This is a genomic window from Nocardia sp. NPDC003979 (assembly GCF_053605015.1).
In genome coordinates, this window is sequence record NZ_JBSGIJ010000002.1 from 111,829 (window position 1) to 127,657 (window position 15,829).

Consider the following 15,829-nt stretch of genomic DNA (forward strand, 5'->3'; position numbering starts at 1 on the left):
CCGCGCCGCAGCATCGAGAGGCCGTCACTACCGATGACGGCCATCGCTCGAACACAGGAGTACCGATGATCAACGTCGCAGTGATCTACTACAGCCGCACCGGGAGCATCAAGGGGCTGGCAGAAGCCGCGGCCGAGGGCGCCGCCGGTGCAGGCGCCCAGGTGCGCTTGCTGCCGGCGGACGAGGCAGGCAATACCGACTTGGAATGGGCCGATGTCGTCCTGTTCGGGACGCCCAGCCACTACGGCACGATCGCCGCGGGGCTCAAGACGTTCATCGACGGCACCGGCGACCTCTGGCGGACCGGCCGACTGGCCGACAAGGTGTACGGAGCCTTCGTCTCCAGCGCGAGCACGCACGGCGGCCAGGAGACCACCCTTGCCTCCTTCACGACGATCTTCACCCACTGGGGCGGGATCATCGTGCCGCCCGGCTTCACCGCGCCGGTGCCTGTCGCCGAACAGATGCGGTCCGGCAACCCCCACGGCGCCGGACACGTCGCCGGCTTCGGCAACCCGCCGACGGAGTTCGCATTGGCCGCCGCCCGCCATCAGGCGGGACGTGCTGTCGGGGTGGCGGCCCAACTGGCATCGGCCACCGCATCGGCTCGGTAGTGAACTCGCGGGTAGCCATCTCGATGCTGTCTCCTGAACCGTCAACGTGCGTTACCCGGATTCGGCCGTTCCGCATTCTGGACCGCTATGTTTTCCGATGCGTGAGCGATGGGGGCCAGGTGACCGCGGGGAGCGCGGCGCGGTGCGATCGATGGAGCCGGTGGGCGCCGGATCACCCGCCTCACCAGGCGCCGCGGCGATCACGCGGAGCCCATGCGAGTTCGGTACGGAATGCCCGAATTCGGCCGGGGCGTGACCGCGCCATGCCGAGGGATCCGAGATGCGTTTGCTGAAAGTGTGCTGTAGGTATCCTTTGCGCGTCCTGATAGCCAGGGCCGATCGGATATCCGTTCGGCCTCATGAGAATCGGAGGTCTGCGCGCACATGGTTCCGCAACGCTCGGTCCCGCGTCCGGCGGTACTCACGCCCGGCGCTGCGACATCGCAATTCCGTCCTGTGCTGCTCGACGCCTCGAGCCGGGAAGGACTGCGTGACCTGGAAGCGCTGGCGGCATCCGGTGCTGTCGGCGCGGTGCACGACACGATCGAAGATCAGCTCGACGAACTGATTCGCAGCGAGGACCCCGCTGTCGCGCACTCGGCGGACTCGCTGGCCGCGGCGCGTCACCGGGCCAGTGGCGGGATGCCGCTGTGGCAGTGGGGGACATGGGTCTTCTATCCGTGGAACGGCAGCCTGGTGCATGTGCTGCCACGCGAGCATTTCCAGCGGCTGCGCACCGATCGCAACCGCGACAAGATCGACCGGGCCCAGCAGCAAGACCTGCGCGGACGGCGGATCGGCGTGATCGGTCTGTCGGTGGGCAACAGCGCGGCCGTCACGCTGGCCATGGAAGGAGTCGGCGGGTCCTTCCGGCTGGCCGACTTCGACAGCCTCGGGCTGTCGAACCTGAACCGGCTGCGGGCGGGGGTGAGTGATCTCGGTGTTTCCAAGGCCGTGCTGGCGGCACGCCAGATGTTCGAGATCGATCCCTACCTCGACATCGAGCTGTTCACCACCGGGCTGACCGAGGAATCGATCGGGCCGTTCTTCGACGGCGTCGACGGCACCGCTGCGCTGGATCTGCTGGTCGAAGAATGCGACACGGTGTGGGCGAAAGTCGCGGCTCGCGAATACGCGCGGCACCGAGGGATTCCGGTCCTGATGGACGCCAACGATCGCGGACTGCTCGACGTGGAACGGTTCGATCTCGAACCCCACCGCCCGCTGTTCCACGGCCGGATCGGTGCGTCGACGTCGTCCGATGTCGCGCGGATGGATCGCGGCGAACTGCTGTCGTTCCTGCTCACGGTGGTCGACGAACCCCGGCTGAGCCCGGCGATGCGCGACGCCATCGGTGAGATCGGCCGCAGCCTGTCCAGCTGGCCCCAACTCGCCTCCGGGGTGATGCTCGGCGGCGCCCTGGTCGCGGACACGGCTCGACGCATCCTGCTCGGCGAGCTGATCCCGTCGGGACGAACCTATGTCGACCTCGACGAACTCATACCCGCGCTGGGACAGGGAATCTCGCCGGAAATCGTGCGGGCGATGGAGGAAGTCCGATGACCATCGACCTGCGCAACGTGGAACTGATCGGCGCGCGGCTGCGACTGCGCGATCTGCGTGCCGACGACCTCGACGTCTACCAGCGGATCTTCACCGACCCACAGCTGACCCGATACATGGGCACCGACAGCCTGAGCGTCCAGGCGGCCGCCGCGTCGTTCGACGCCGCCCTGCGCTCCCGGGGCGAAACGCCACGGCGCAAGTACACATTGGCGATCACCGCGCCGGACGACGACACCATGGTCGGCACCATCGGCCTGCTCGTGGAGGATTTCGGCAGCAACGCGATGATCGGCGGTCTGGTCGTCGTTCCGGAGGGCTCGCTGCGCGCGGGTGGTATCGAGGCGGGACGGCTCATGGCGGCCTTTGCCTTCGGGCCGCTCGGCATCCACCGGGTCTGGGCGGGCCATCGGCACGATCATCCCGTGATGGACACGGTGATGGCGGGAGTGGGCTTGACACCCGAGGCGCGGCTGCGGCAGCTGTATCGCACCCAGGGCCAGTGGCGCGACGTCTGCACCTATGCGGCGTTGCGACCGGAATGGGCTGCGACGGCGACCGCCGCCGAACGTCGAATCCTCGCATCGCGGCCCGCCGAGACAAGGGAACACGCCGCCGCCGGGCGCTGAAATCCGTTGCGCGACCCTGCCGAATCGGGCTCCGGACTCGCCTCGGCGCGATAGCATCGCCGACTACAGGCCCCCGTGCAATCACCTTTGCCCGAATTGCCACCACCCGATGCGCGCAGCGGCCGGCGACGGGAGGGTCTCCACCGCCGGCGAGGATCCGAAGTGGAGATCACCGATGGCAGTGCTGATCGATTCCGACTACTTCACGCCGGCGGACCGGCGGGAGGCGGTCACCGCCATCCTGCAGGAAGCCGATATCGGGGCGAACCTGCGGATGTGGGATTCGCCCGCCGAAGTGGTCAGCAGGCACCAGGCCTGGATGCTCGGCCCGATCGCGCTCACCCGTTCGGAGGTATCCGGTCACCAGGTCTGGCGCACCAGGCGGCATGAGCGGACGACGCCGAGCGACACGTTGACGGTCACCGTCCAGAACGGGCAGGTTCGCAGGCACGAACAATTCGGCGCGCAAACGCTGATCGAACCCGGCGCGTGCGAAGTGATCGACCTGGCGACCACATTCGCCTCCGGCTGGCACGGTCTCGGCGGGACGCTGTGCCTGCAGCTGTCGAGAGAACGCCTCGGCATCTCCCCGGAAACGGTCGTCGCGGCGCACGGGCGGCTGGCGGCATCGCCGCTGTATCCCATGGTCACGGCACAGATCCAGCATCTCGTCCGGATCGCCGACCAGCTCGAAACCGATCCGGCCGCCGCCTCGGTGGGTGAGTCGTGCCTGGAAATGGTTCGGGCGCTGCTGATCTCGGCGGCCGGTCGCGGTCCGGGCGACGGTGCCGCCATCCCGGAGCAACTGCTGATCGAGCAGATCCTCGGGTATGTGCGGACACACCTGTCCGATTCGACCCTGAAGATCCCCGCGATCGCCGCCGCCAACAACATCTCCGTGCGGCATCTGTACAAGGTGTGCGCCCAGTCCGGGATCAGCCTCGAGCAGTGGATCATCGAGCAGCGCCTGGTCCGGGCCCGCGACATGCTGGTCGACAGGGGCTACGCGCACCGGTCCATCGGTGCGGTGGCCGGTGCCGTCGGCTTCCGCGACGCAGCGCATTTCGCCCGGCGATTCCGCGAAGCGTTCGGCATGACACCACGGGACTGGCGCCGCAGCGCCGCCGATCCGGACAACTCTCCGAAATAGCCGGAATCGGCGCCCGAATGCACGTACGTTTGTGCGTGCACAGTCAGTGGCCGTGCAGTCACAGCCTCCTTCCCGGACCGATTCCCCGATACCTTTCGAATGTGGCTGCGCGAGACCGCATTAGGAGTTCGAGTGTTCGCCGATGGACACCCGTGCCGATGCGGTCCGTGCCGAGGGCATCGAGAGAGAGGGGAGACCATGTCGGCGATCGGCAAAGCGATTCGGGCGGCAAGGATGGCCTCCGGATTCACCCAGGCGGAGTTGGCCGACTGGATCGGAATTGCGGACGGAAACCAGATCAGCCGCTGGGAACGCGGTGTGGTGACACCCAGTGCCGACAATGTCTGCGAGTTGTCGAGAGTGCTGGGGGTGCGTCTCGACAGGTCTGTCGGAGACGCAGTGTCGTGCTGATCTGAATGCCGTTGCGCCGGCTCGAGGCAGGTCGGGTCGGCGCAACGGTCGGTGTTCGCCCCAGACTACGAAACGACCTGTGAGCTCAGGTAGCTCAGCAGGATGGGGACGTCGTCGGCGTAGTCGATGTGGGCGCGGGAGGCGTAGAAGTTGGCCATGTCGACACCTTGGCGAGCCAGTTGGACGAGTTCCTCGGTGGTGGCAGGGTCGGTGAGGCTCAGCAGGGTTCGGGTGGTCGCGTGCAGGTCCGCGCGGATGCCCGCGGCGACCGGGCCGAACACGGAGCCGGTGAGGTCGGCGCCGTCGGCGACCAAGGACGCCAGTTCGGCAGCGGCCCCCAGGTGGTCGTTGCGGTCGAGGGATTCGACCGCACGCCACAGTGTTTCTTGAGTACGGCCTGCTCTGTCGGCGATGCCGAGCAGGTCGATGTGCGCGAGTGCGTCGGCGATGACACCGACCGCCGCCGTCCGTCCGGTGGGGTCGACGGCGGCAGCCGCGCGGACGACCTCGGCGACCAGCACACGATCCACACCCGCGGCGGCCTGGACCAAGGGTGACAGGGCGGCGTTCACGGCATCCGCGGCCCGGCGCGCACTGCGGATATCGCCCGCCGCGATGAACTCCCGAAGGCGGGTCAAGTTGTCGGTGATGGTCGGCAGGTTCGCCGCGGTGGCAGTCCAGCCGGCCCCCATCGTGACGGCTTGCGCGATCAGATTGTTCGGATCGACCGTAGGGGGAACGAGGTTCGCGATAGGCCCGGGATCACCACTGAGTACGCGGCCGACCACGGCGAGGAACGGAGAGGTGGCCGAATCGAGGGCACAGTACAGATCGCCGTCGGCACACAGAGTGCGAACCCGGTCGGTCAACGCGCCGAAATCCCGGTCCCGTGCCCCGGCGATGCCGTAGCCGGGCTGCGGATCACCCAGGGAGAGCGTGGTATCCGGATCGCGATGCGGGTCGGCGAGTAGCCCGACACCGGCCACTCGATCGGCCTCGATGGGACCGTCACCGTGGCCGATCGCGGTCGCGAGATCACCGACACCGTCCGCGCCCTGGCTGTAACCGGCCAGGACGACCCTCGTCGAGTCGCACAGGCCGCGCAGCATACGGTCCAAACGGGATTCCAAGGTGCTCAGCGATTCCGCGTAGCTCAAGCCCAGATCGAAAGCGCTTGCGGCATAAGGGACATAGAGCACCGTGATGTCACGGCCGAACCGCTGTCGCAGGCCCTCACCGACCGGCCGCAGCATCCCGACGGGCACCTCGGGATCGGCGTCCGGCGTCGTCTCCCAGGTCCCCGGCGCCAGAATCGCCGTATACGGAGTACAGGTTTGCGTGCCAGGCGTTTCCGCCCGCGCGACACCGACCGCCGGGGACCCGACTGCCACAACCGCGACGGCCGACGCCACCACACTGAATCTCGACAACCTGTTCATCGACCAATTCCTCTGTTGCCGAAGGGTATTCGCGACGCGCCGAACCGTGCCGACCCGTCGTGACCAATTCTCGCCACCCGCCGCCGGTTACGTCGACACTTTCAGGCACAGTTTCATTTCAGATCGGAATTCCGGGAGCGCTGTGTGTCAGCGCCGAGCCAGCTCGAGCAGCGCCGAGCGCAGATCGGGGCGCGGGGCGGTGGCGTCGAGTTCCAGGAGGGCGGTTTCGGCGATCGCGGCGATGAGGAGGACGGCGACGGGGTGGGGGTCGGTCCAGCCGATCGCGGTCAGGTCCTCGGTGGCGATGTCGGCGGCCAGGGCGTTGCGGTGGGCGACTTCGCCGCCCAGGCCCGCATCGGTACGCGCCTGGACCAGCAGGGCTTTGGTGGCCGGGTCGGCCAGGCAACCGTCCAGATAGACATCGATGCCGGTGCGCAGGCGTTCGGCGCCGGGTGGGAGGTCGGCGATGGCGGCCCGCACACGGGCGAAGAGGGTGTCGTGGAACTCGCGGTGCAGGGCGAGGAGGTACTCCTCGCGGCTGGGCCAGTGCTGGTAGAAGCTGCCTTTGGCCATGCCCGCCCCGGCCGTGATGGCGTTGACCGACACCTTGCTCAGGTTCTCGCTGCCGAGCAGAGCGCGGCCCGCGTCCAGCAGGGCGCGACGCCCGGGCTCCGGAGATCTCATCGGTTCACCTCGCTGTGCGCACGCAGAAACGGTGTCACCGTCTCGAGGAACAGCTGTGGCGCCTCACAGAAGGGTTCGTGCCGGGTGGGAAGGACCGCGACCTCGGCGTGCGGCAGAGCTGCCGCGAGACCGCGCCGGTTGAGCACCCACGGATTGATCGGATCGTTGCGGCCCCACACCACCTGAACCGGGGCCTGGATCGGCAACGGGCCGTTCGCGGCCAGGTGGAGATCGGGGTCGGCGATGGTCGCCCAGAGCCTGCGATACACCGTCAGCCGCCGCGGTTTGTCGCGCACCCGGCGGGCGCGTTCGAGGACCGGGCGCACGGCCCCGCGACCGGGCGGCCCGAGGTAGAGGCGCGCGGCGGGCCCCACCGTGCGCGCGGCGACAGCGTGCGCCGACATGAACCGCGACATCGCCCGCACGACAAGGCCATGGGGCACGAACCCGGCCGGTTGCACGAGCACAGCGGCACGCACATGCTCGGGTTCGCGTTCGGTCAGCCGTGCGGCGGCATACCCGCCGACACTGTTACCGAGCACGACGACGGACCCGAAACCGTGCTCGGCCCGCAGTACTTCGAGAACGCGACTCGCGATCATCGGCAGCACCGGCGTTCGCAGAGCCGCAGGGTCGGACACCGTCGAATCACCGAATCCGGGCCAATCGAGCGCGGCCACGGGCCACTGCTCACCCAACGCGGGCAAGACGGCGGCGAAATCACGATGATCACCCGGATTGGCATGCAGGAGAAGCAATCCCGTCCGCCCACCCGGATCGCGCCCACTCAGATGCACGGCCACTGTGCCGAACCTGGTCTCGACCGATACCCGCATGATCCCCTCCGATCGCTCGACATCAGCGTAGGAATGACCGACCGGTCGGTCAAGAGGCTTCCGCGTCAGTCGCGCAGATACTTGTGGACGAGCATCACGGCCATGGAACCCTCGCCGACAGCGGCGGCTACCCGATGTCCGGTGAAGGCGCGGACATCGCCTGCGGCGAAGACGCCGGGGACGGTGGTTTCCAGGTGGAGAGGTGCGCGGGAGAGGGGCCACGGGGAGGAATCGCCGGTGACGGTGGCGATGTCGGGGCCGGTGAGGAGGTAGCCCTTGGCGTCGCGGGCGAACGCGGGGCCGAGCCACGTGGTGGCGGGGTCGGCGCCGATGAAGGCGAACAGCCAGGTGGCGGGGACTTCTTCCAGTGCGCCGGTGCTGCGGGTGCGCAGGGTGAGGCGTTCGAGATGGGTGTTGCCCGCGGCGGCCGCGATCTCGGTGTCGAGGCGGACCTCGATGCGTGGATTCGCCTCGATCTGCTCGATGAGATAGGCCGACATCTCGGCGGCCGGCGACGAGCCGCGGATCAGCATGATCACCCGGGCCGCACCCTCGGCGAAGTAAATCGCCGCCTGCCCGGCCGAGTTCGCACCGCCGACGATGTACACCACGGACCCCGCGCACAGCGGTGCCTCGGTGAGCGCCGAGAAGTAGTACACACCGCGTCCGGCGAACCGGTCGATGCCGGGTGCGTCGAGGGTGCGGAAGGTCGCGCCGGTCGCGATGATCACCGATTTCGCCGACACCTCGAGGCCACCCGTGCATCGCACGGTGAAGCCGTTCGGACCGACGTCGAGTTGCTCGGCGCGGGAACTGATCACCAGCTCGGCGCCGAACTTGCCCGCCTGACGCCGTGCCCGATCGGTGAGCTGGGCGCCGGAAATGCCGTCCGGGAAACCGAGATAGTTCTCGATCCGGGAGCTCAGCCCGGCCTGTCCGCCGATCGCCCACTGCTCGAGCGCGACGGTGTGCAACCCTTCCGACGCGCCGTAGACGGCGGCCGCCATGCCTGCCGGGCCGCCGCCGACGATCATCAGGTCGTAGTTGCCGCAGCTGGGTTCGGTGTGCAACCCGACCCACCGCGCCAGCTGTGCCTCGTCCGTCGGTCGCAGGGCTCGCCCGGCGGAGTCGATCAAGACGGGCGTGTCCTCGGCGCCGAACCCGTGGTCGGCCAGCAGTCGCCGCGCCTCCGGGTCGGCGGGTTGGATCCAGCGGCAAGCGATTTCGTTGCGGCTGAGGAATGTCCGGACCGCCGCACACGCTGGTGACCACAGGTCGCCGACGACGGTGAGCGCCGTGGATCCGTGCTCGTCGTGCGAGGTAGAGGCCATTTTTCGAGGGTAGTCCCGGCCGCCGCGACGTCCGGGGAAGTACGACGTCGAGCATGTCGGCGTGGGCGGTGCCGCCCCGGCAGATCACCGCGGTCGCCGAGAGATGGGATCGCCGCTGCCGCTTGTCGCCTGGCGGCCGATTGTGCATACTCGGCTGATGACGACAAGTGGAAAGGGCGTCCTGCGCCCGGGCCGTTGAGCCCCTCGCCGGTCCTGGAACCGGCTTCCTGTTCGCTCGATTCCCGCCTCGCCCTCTGGTCACGTGTGCGCGAGTTCGCCGTCCCACCGACGATGATCGATGCGGCCACCGCTCGGCGCGGTGTCGGCGATTGGGCGGGGGCCTGCGCTGCGGCACACGTCGACGCCGATATCGATCTGCGTGCGCTGGCCCGGAAACACGGCCGCGAACTCGCCGCTCGGGTGCGTACCGACCTGCGATATCTGGCCCCGGATCTGCTGCGCTGGCACCTGCCCAGAGTCGCACCCGACGGATTGCTCCGGCCGGGCCTGACGCTGGCATTGGCTCGATACGCGAGCGAAACATCCTATGGCCGAGACGGATTCGTGCATCTGGTGGTGCGGACGGCACCGGCATGGGCCGATGCAGGTCAGCGCATCAGCCTCGCCATATGGGACGGCTCCGACACCGGGTCGAGCCTGCACCCGCACCCGCGACCGAATCGGCGCTACCGACTCGACCTGCACCGCCACCTCTGGGACGCCCGCCGCGCCGGGGAACTGGGGATGCGGTGCGGAGCATCGCCGGGTGATCCGGGTGTCGCGGCGAGATTCGCCGCCGGCGCGACCTCGCCCGCCTATCGAGGGCTGATCGAAACCGTGCCGACGAATTGTGCGGTCGAGCAGTGGGCCGCCGAGGCAGTCCGGCTGCTTCGCGCGGAGCAGCAGCCGATGGCGTCACACGCCGAGAAGGCTTCGGCACAGCCGGTTTCCGCGGGCGCGGAACGAGCGTCGTCCCAGCGGGTACTGGTCCGATTCGGTGCTCGACGCCATGTGGTGCTGGAGGTGGAACCCGCACCGGCAGCATCGGGAGAACCGGCGCCGGGGTGGGGTCCGGTCGTGCGAATCGTGACGGACCACCCGCGCGGTCGCCTGACCGCCTTGCCGATCCTGCCCGATGCCGCCACCTGGACGCTTCCCGACCTGGACCTCCTGCGCGCCGGCGCCATCACCGCCGACCGACTCCACCCGCTGGTCGCCGAGGCGCTCGACCCGACGGCGGAACGGTCGCCCACCCGAACGCGGAACTCGCCCCCACGAACACACCTCGTCGAATGCCGAGGTGAGACGCATCGGATCGGCTTGGTGAACGGGGCGCTCAGCGCGCTCGACCACGACCCGGCCGAGGTCGAGCGGGAGGAACTCCTGGTGGCTTTGACCGGTGTCGCCCTGCCGTGCCTGCGCGTGATCGATGCGGCGCATCGCCGACCCGACTGGATCGACGGTGTCCGTGAACGTCTCGACCACGGCGACACCGCCGGAGCCCTGACCGTCGTCGAGGATTTGCTCGGCCCGGGTGCCGTGCTGCGGGACGGACCGTTGCGCGACGCCATCGACCGGGCGGTACGCCGCCGGATCACCTACGGCCTGTATCGATCCGAGATCTTCGCGGGTCTCGGCAAGGACGCCCCGCGCACCCTCGCCGACCGCCTGCAACGGGCAGGGCTGCGCCACGGACGTGACCGCAAGCTCCTCCAGCGCCTGGCCCGCCACGACAACCGCCACGTCCTTTCCTGACCCTGCCGCCGGGCTCACCGGCGCGCAGTGAACCCGTCAGGCACCCGAACTCTCACACCCCCAAGGTGATTCATGACTGTGCAATTTTCCGATCTGTCCACGCAGTACGACGCGACCTTCCCGGCCCCGATGCCCGATCCGGCATCAACCGACCGCCGAGCTGAATCGACCGCGCCCGGACCGCACACCGCCCAACTCGATGTCGCCGACGAACTCCTGAACCTGCTCGGCCGCACCACCACCGAACCACGCCGCAATCGGCAACTCGAGGCGCTCACCCTGGCCGTCGCCGCCGATCTGCCGGTACTGCTGTGGGGTGAACCAGGGATCGGCAAGACCGCCGCGCTCACCCAGCTCGCCGAATCCCTCGACCTGCCACTCACCACCGTCATCGCGAGTGTGCACGAGCCGTCGGACTTCTCGGGTCTGCCGATCCCCGGCGCCGACCCGGCCGTCGACGGTGTACCCATGGCACCGCCGGACTGGGCGGTGCAGCTCGCACAGGCCGGCCGCGGGCTGCTGTTCCTGGACGAATTGTCCACCGCCCCACCGGCCGTGCAAGCGGCGCTGTTGCGGCTGGTGCTCGAACGGCGGGTCGGTGCGTTGCGGCTGCCTCCGGGAGTGCGCATCGTCGCGGCGGCGAACCCTAGGTCGTCCGCCGCCGACGGCTGGGAACTCAGCCCGCCACTGGCCAACCGTTTCGTACATCTGCACTGGACCCACGACCCGGAGGTGGTCGTACGCGGTCTCGGCGGCACCTGGCCGAAGGCTGAGCTGCCGCGACTTGCCCCCGAAAAGCTCTCGGAGGCAGTCGCTTTCGCGCGCCGATCGGTCTGTGCGCTCCTCATCGCACGCCCCGCCCTCGCACACCAGCTGCCGACGACCGAAACACGGCGGGGCGGGGCGTGGGCCTCACCGCGCAGCTGGGAGATGACGATGCGGCTGATCGCCTTCGCCACTGCAGCGGGCGCCGACCGCGAGGTCCTCGCACAGCTGATCCGCGGCACCGTCGGTGACGGACCCGGATTCGAACTGCTCACCAGCATGGACCGGATGGACCTGCCCGACCCGGAAATCCTGCTCGCCGACCCGGCGGCCGCCGACCTGCCCGAGCGAGGCGATCTGCGCCAGGTGGTCCTGGACGGCGTCGTCGCCGCCGTCCGCAACCACCCGAACCGGGCGCGATGGGACGCGGCCTGGGCACTGCTGGTGCGGGCCGTCCGGACGGGTGCCCCGGACCTGGTGGTCGTGCCCGCCACCACCCTGGCCACCCTGCGCCGCGACGACTGGGTGGTGCCCGCCGCGATCGAGGAACTCGCGGGCGTGGTGTCGATCTCGCAACGCGCGGACCGGGCGGCCGCCCGCGTCGCGGCGAAGGTGAGCCGATGAGCTTCGACATCGACAAGCTCTACGCCGCCCGCCTGCACGCGGTTCGGGCCCGGCCCTACCTGGCGACCGCGCTGTTCGCCCTGCACCTCGTCGAATCACGGCAGGTGCCGACGATGGGCGTCGACCGGTACTGGCGGTGTTATGTCGCACCGGTTTTCGTCGACCGCACACCGGTCGAGGAACTGGCCTCAGTGTTGGTTCACGAGGTCTCGCACCTGTTGCGCGAACACCACGAGCGCGGCGAACGCTTCGCCCTAGCACACAATCTGGACGGACCGGCCGAGCAACTGCGCCGCAATATCGCCGCCGACGCCGAGATCAACGACGACGCCTTCGGCGACGGCCTCGTCGTGCCCGAGGGCGCGGTCACGCCCGCACGGTTGGGGTTGGCCGAGGGTGAACTGATGGAGGAATATCTGCGGCAGTTCCGCCTCGGTCGCCTCACCGAGGACATGGCCTGGCTCGACTGCGGCAGCGGTGCCGACGGGGCGGACCGCCCGTGGGATCTCGGCCCCGACGGCGCCGACGGGCTCGACACCCAGGAACGCGACGCGGTGCGCTTCCGCGTCGCCCAGGCCATCATCGGCCGACCAGGCGACGCACCCGCGGGCTGGCGGCGCTGGGCGAAGGAGGCGCTGCACCCACCGCAGCCGTGGCGTGATCTGCTCGGCGCGGCCCTGCGCTCGGCGGCGACCGCGGCGGGCGCGGGTGCCGACTACCGGTACGGGCGACCGGCCAGGCGCGCGGCGAGCCTGCCGGGGGTGGTGCTGCCGAGTCTGCGCCGGACACCGCCACGGGTGGGGGTGATCATCGATACGTCGGGGTCGGTCAGTGATGACGAATTGGGCAGTGCCCTACTGGAAGTCGCCGCGATCACCCGCACCCTCGGTGGCCGCCACGACCTGCTCACCGTGTGGTCGTGCGACGCCGCCGCCCGCATCGCCGACCCGGTGTGCCGCGCCGAGGGAATCACCCTCATCGGAGGCGGCGGAACCGACCTGCGGACCGGATTCACCCGCGCCCTGCGCACCCGACCGGACGTCCTCGTCGCACTGACCGACGGCCAGACACCGTGGCCGTCGGCGCGCCCGTCCTGCCGAACCGTCGTCGGCCTGTTCCGCCGGGAACGTGCTGTGTCGGAGAACGATCCGTACTACGTGCCCGACCGGCCGCCCGCTTGGGCCAGAGTGGTCCAGATCGGCTGAGGTCATCGCGCGGTGTCGCCGCCCGCCTGTCCATCGTGAGTCCTCGATCAGGCGGTGCGGCGTGCCCGAATCGGCGAGACCAGCATGAACAGCCCGGTGAACAACAGAGCCGCCAGCGGCATCAGCGGGAGGCAGCAGACCCACTGCAATCTGTGGCACACATCACAGTTACGTAGCAATTCGGGTCAGAACCTTTTCGCGAGCTTGGGTAAGTCTTTACTATTGATCGCGGCCCGTTTCCGAGGGCTCTTCTCGCAGCTCAGTGTCTGTTGCCAGTGCATGTTCGACCGATGAACCGGACGCCTCACCGCTCCGGCGAAGGAGAATGATGGCTACCGTCAATGGTTCGGATGTTGTGAATTCTGCGCTGCCGCATACTGTTACGGCCATTCGGCGCGTCACGGCGGCGGGGTGGTGTGTCCCGGCTCACCGATAGCGAATTGCTGTGGGCCACAACACGATGGTGACAAGTTTATGGCCACTCCCACTGTTGTTGCGGCACACTGGTTTTGCCAAATCTTTACCAATAGATTGATCACCGATGCCATTCCTTCCCGGTTCGCCGTCGCACCGGGGTTCCCTGCGCGAAGGAGAGACATGTCCGTAGATCAAGATCTCGCTCCGCCCGAGCCCGAGGTCGCGCCGCTACCCGAAAACCCGTCCCGCCCATCGCGGTTGCAGAACATAGTGCGTCACGATCTGCCCGCCTCCATTGTCGTCTTCCTGGTCGCGTTGCCGTTGTCGCTCGGCATCGCGGTCGCCTCCGGCGCGCCGGTCGCCGCCGGACTCGTTGCCGCCGTGATCGGCGGTATCGTCGCCGGTTCGCTCGGCGGTTCGGTCCTGCAGGTCAGTGGTCCCGCCGCCGGACTCACCGTCGTCGTTGCCGAATCGATTACCCAGTTCGGCTGGCGGACAACCTGTTTCATCGTCGCCGCCGCCGGTGTGCTGCAGATCCTGTTCGGGCTGAGCCGGATCGCGCGCGCCGCCCTCGCCGTGGCGCCCGTCGTGGTACACGCCATGCTCGCGGGTATCGGAATCACCATCGCGCTGCAGCAGATCCACGTGCTGCTCGGCGGTTCCTCGCACAGCAGCGCATGGCGCAATCTCGTCGAACTGCCCGGTCAGCTGCTGTCCGTGCACGGCGGCGGCGCCCTCGTCGGTGCCGTGGTGATCGCGGTGATGCTCGGCTGGAAGTACGTCCCACCGGCCTTGCGCGCGGTGCCCGGCCCGCTCGTCGCGGTGGTCGTCGGCACACTGATCTCGTTCCTGTTTACCGACATCGACCGCATCGTCCTCGACGGCTCGATCTTCGACGCCCTGCAACTGCCGCAGCTGCCCTCGGGTAACTGGGCGGGCGTGGCCATGATGGTGCTCACCATCGCGCTCATCGCCAGCGTGGAGAGCCTGCTCTCGGCGGTCGCCGTCGACAAGATGCACACCGGTCCGCGCACCGATTTCGACCGTGAACTCGTCGGCCAGGGCTCGGCGAACGTGCTCTCGGGCCTGGCCGGCGGCCTGCCGATCACCGGTGTGATCGTGCGCAGTTCGGCCAATGTGGCCGCGGGCGCGCGCTCGCGTGCCTCGGCGATCATGCACGGTGTCTGGGTGCTGGTGTTCTCCGTGGCGTTGGTCGGGCTGGTCGAGCAGATCCCGATGGCCGCGCTGGCCGGTCTGCTCATCGTGATCGGCATCCAGCTGGTGAAGATCGCCCACATCCGGTCCGCCAAACGTACCGGTGACCTGCTGATCTACCTGGTCACGGTGCTCGGCGTCGTATTCCTGAACCTGCTGGAGGGCGTGCTGCTCGGGCTCGGGCTCGCCTTCGCACTGCTGCTGTGGCGGGTGGTGCGTGTGCAGGTGAGCGCGGTGCCGGTGGGGGCGCGCTGGCTGGTCCGCATCGACGGATCGTGCACCTTCCTCGCACTGCCCAAGCTGTCCTCCGAACTGGCCAAGGTGCCCGCCGGTGCCGAGGTGACGGTGGAGATGACCGTCGACTTCCTCGACCACGCCGCCTTCGAGGCCATCGAGGACTGGCAGCGTCAGCTGGAAAGTTCCGGCGGCCGTGTCGATTTCGTGGAGATCGGCAGTGCGCGGATGGCCGGTGCCGACGCGGCGCCGCCCGCCCGAGGCTTCGGGCGGCAGGTGTGGGACGAGTTCCTCGGACCGTGGCGCCACCGCGCCTCCGGCGGCGACGCGCTGCGGGCCGGTGTGTCGGCCTTCCATCGCAGCCACGCCCACGTGGTGCGGCCGCACCTGGACGGGCTGCGCGACCGGCAGGACCCCGACTCGTTCTTCCTCACCTGCGCCGATTCACGGATCGTGCCCAACGTGATCACCTCCAGCGGTCCCGGCGACCTGTTCACCGTGCGCAACGTGGGCAATCTGGTGCCGATCACCGGCGACCACTCCGTCGAGGCGGCACTGGCGTTCGCACTGGACGAACTCGCCGTGCGCTCGGTGGTGGTGTGCGGGCACTCCGCCTGCGGGGCGATGAAGGCGGTCTATACCGGCGCCGACGCCGAGGGCGGGCTCAGTTCCTGGCTCGCGCACGCCGAGGCCAGTCTGGAGCGGTTCCGCGCGGGTCATCCGGTGGTCCGGGCGGCCAGGGAGGCGGGCTTCGACGAGGTCGACCAGCTCAGCATGGTGAACGTGGCCGTACAGGTCGAAACGCTGCGTCGTCATCCCGCGGTGCGGCGTGCCGTCGAGGAGCGTGGGCTGGTCGTGTCGGGGCTGTTCTTCGACATCGCCGGTGCCCGGGTGCTCGAGGTGACCGCCGACGGTGTCCGGACCATCGACGGTGACCTCGGCGTCGGTTTGTGACCG

Annotated in this window: 13 protein-coding genes; 9 read left to right on the top strand and 4 right to left on the bottom strand. The window is 68.9% G+C overall.

Annotated features, from left to right (window positions below; all coding sequences use genetic code 11):
- The first annotated feature begins 65 nt into the window (after nucleotides 1-65).
- From ACWEVR_RS04130 to ACWEVR_RS04150, 5 genes are all read left to right on the top strand, one after another.
- Complete coding sequence (locus ACWEVR_RS04130) at nucleotides 66-614, top strand: NAD(P)H-dependent oxidoreductase (RefSeq protein ID WP_452465766.1); 549 nt, start codon at nucleotides 66-68, stop codon at nucleotides 612-614.
- A gap of 384 nt (nucleotides 615-998) precedes the next feature.
- Nucleotides 999-2,177: a ThiF family adenylyltransferase gene (locus ACWEVR_RS04135; RefSeq protein WP_452465767.1), complete on the top strand. Its 1,179-nt coding sequence runs from the start codon at nucleotides 999-1,001 to the stop codon at nucleotides 2,175-2,177.
- A complete protein-coding gene (locus ACWEVR_RS04140; RefSeq protein WP_357145766.1) occupies nucleotides 2,174-2,806 on the top strand; it encodes a GNAT family N-acetyltransferase in 633 nt (210 codons plus the stop codon). The genes ACWEVR_RS04135 and ACWEVR_RS04140 overlap by 4 nt, the downstream gene beginning before the upstream one ends.
- Before the next feature lie 175 nt (nucleotides 2,807-2,981).
- Nucleotides 2,982-3,956 (top strand): helix-turn-helix domain-containing protein, encoded by a 975-nt coding sequence (locus ACWEVR_RS04145; RefSeq protein WP_452465768.1) that lies wholly within the window; start codon nucleotides 2,982-2,984, stop codon nucleotides 3,954-3,956.
- 198 nt (nucleotides 3,957-4,154) lie between these two features.
- On the top strand, nucleotides 4,155-4,367 hold the full coding sequence (locus ACWEVR_RS04150) for a helix-turn-helix domain-containing protein (protein ID WP_225280548.1): 213 nt from the start codon (nucleotides 4,155-4,157) through the stop codon (nucleotides 4,365-4,367).
- 65 nt (nucleotides 4,368-4,432) lie between these two features.
- Here the strand turns inward: ACWEVR_RS04150 and ACWEVR_RS04155 are convergent, their stop codons facing one another.
- The 4 genes from ACWEVR_RS04155 to ACWEVR_RS04170 all read right to left on the bottom strand — a co-directional run bounded on the left by ACWEVR_RS04155 (nucleotide 4,433) and on the right by ACWEVR_RS04170 (nucleotide 8,657).
- Nucleotides 4,433-5,806 (bottom strand): cutinase family protein, encoded by a 1,374-nt coding sequence (locus ACWEVR_RS04155; RefSeq protein ID WP_452465769.1) that lies wholly within the window; start codon nucleotides 5,804-5,806, stop codon nucleotides 4,433-4,435.
- A gap of 147 nt (nucleotides 5,807-5,953) precedes the next feature.
- Nucleotides 5,954-6,490, bottom strand: coding sequence for a TetR/AcrR family transcriptional regulator (locus ACWEVR_RS04160; protein ID WP_452465770.1), 537 nt, complete (start codon nucleotides 6,488-6,490; stop codon nucleotides 5,954-5,956).
- On the bottom strand, nucleotides 6,487-7,326 hold the full coding sequence (locus ACWEVR_RS04165; RefSeq protein ID WP_452465771.1) for an alpha/beta fold hydrolase: 840 nt from the start codon (nucleotides 7,324-7,326) through the stop codon (nucleotides 6,487-6,489). Before ACWEVR_RS04165 ends, ACWEVR_RS04160 begins: the two co-directional genes overlap by 4 nt.
- A gap of 65 nt (nucleotides 7,327-7,391) precedes the next feature.
- Nucleotides 7,392-8,657 (bottom strand): NAD(P)/FAD-dependent oxidoreductase, encoded by a 1,266-nt coding sequence (locus ACWEVR_RS04170; RefSeq protein WP_452465772.1) that lies wholly within the window; start codon nucleotides 8,655-8,657, stop codon nucleotides 7,392-7,394.
- Between the two features lie 264 nt (nucleotides 8,658-8,921).
- Here ACWEVR_RS04170 and ACWEVR_RS04175 point away from each other — a divergent pair, with 264 nt between their 5' ends.
- The 4 genes from ACWEVR_RS04175 (at nucleotide 8,922) to ACWEVR_RS04190 (ending at nucleotide 15,826) form a co-directional block, all read left to right on the top strand.
- The gene (locus ACWEVR_RS04175) at nucleotides 8,922-10,412 is read left to right on the top strand and encodes a hypothetical protein (RefSeq protein WP_452465773.1); all 1,491 of its coding nucleotides are present in this window, start codon (nucleotides 8,922-8,924) and stop codon (nucleotides 10,410-10,412) included.
- Nucleotides 10,413-10,541: 129 nt separating this feature from the next.
- The gene (locus ACWEVR_RS04180) at nucleotides 10,542-11,801 is read left to right on the top strand and encodes an AAA family ATPase (RefSeq protein ID WP_452466146.1); all 1,260 of its coding nucleotides are present in this window, start codon (nucleotides 10,542-10,544) and stop codon (nucleotides 11,799-11,801) included.
- Nucleotides 11,798-13,006, top strand: a complete 1,209-nt coding sequence (locus ACWEVR_RS04185; protein ID WP_452465774.1) for a vWA domain-containing protein — start codon at nucleotides 11,798-11,800, stop codon at nucleotides 13,004-13,006. Before ACWEVR_RS04180 ends, ACWEVR_RS04185 begins: the two co-directional genes overlap by 4 nt.
- 597 nt (nucleotides 13,007-13,603) lie before the next feature.
- Nucleotides 13,604-15,826, top strand: a complete 2,223-nt coding sequence (locus ACWEVR_RS04190) for a SulP family inorganic anion transporter (protein WP_452465775.1) — start codon at nucleotides 13,604-13,606, stop codon at nucleotides 15,824-15,826.
- The last annotated feature ends 3 nt before the right edge of the window (nucleotides 15,827-15,829 follow it).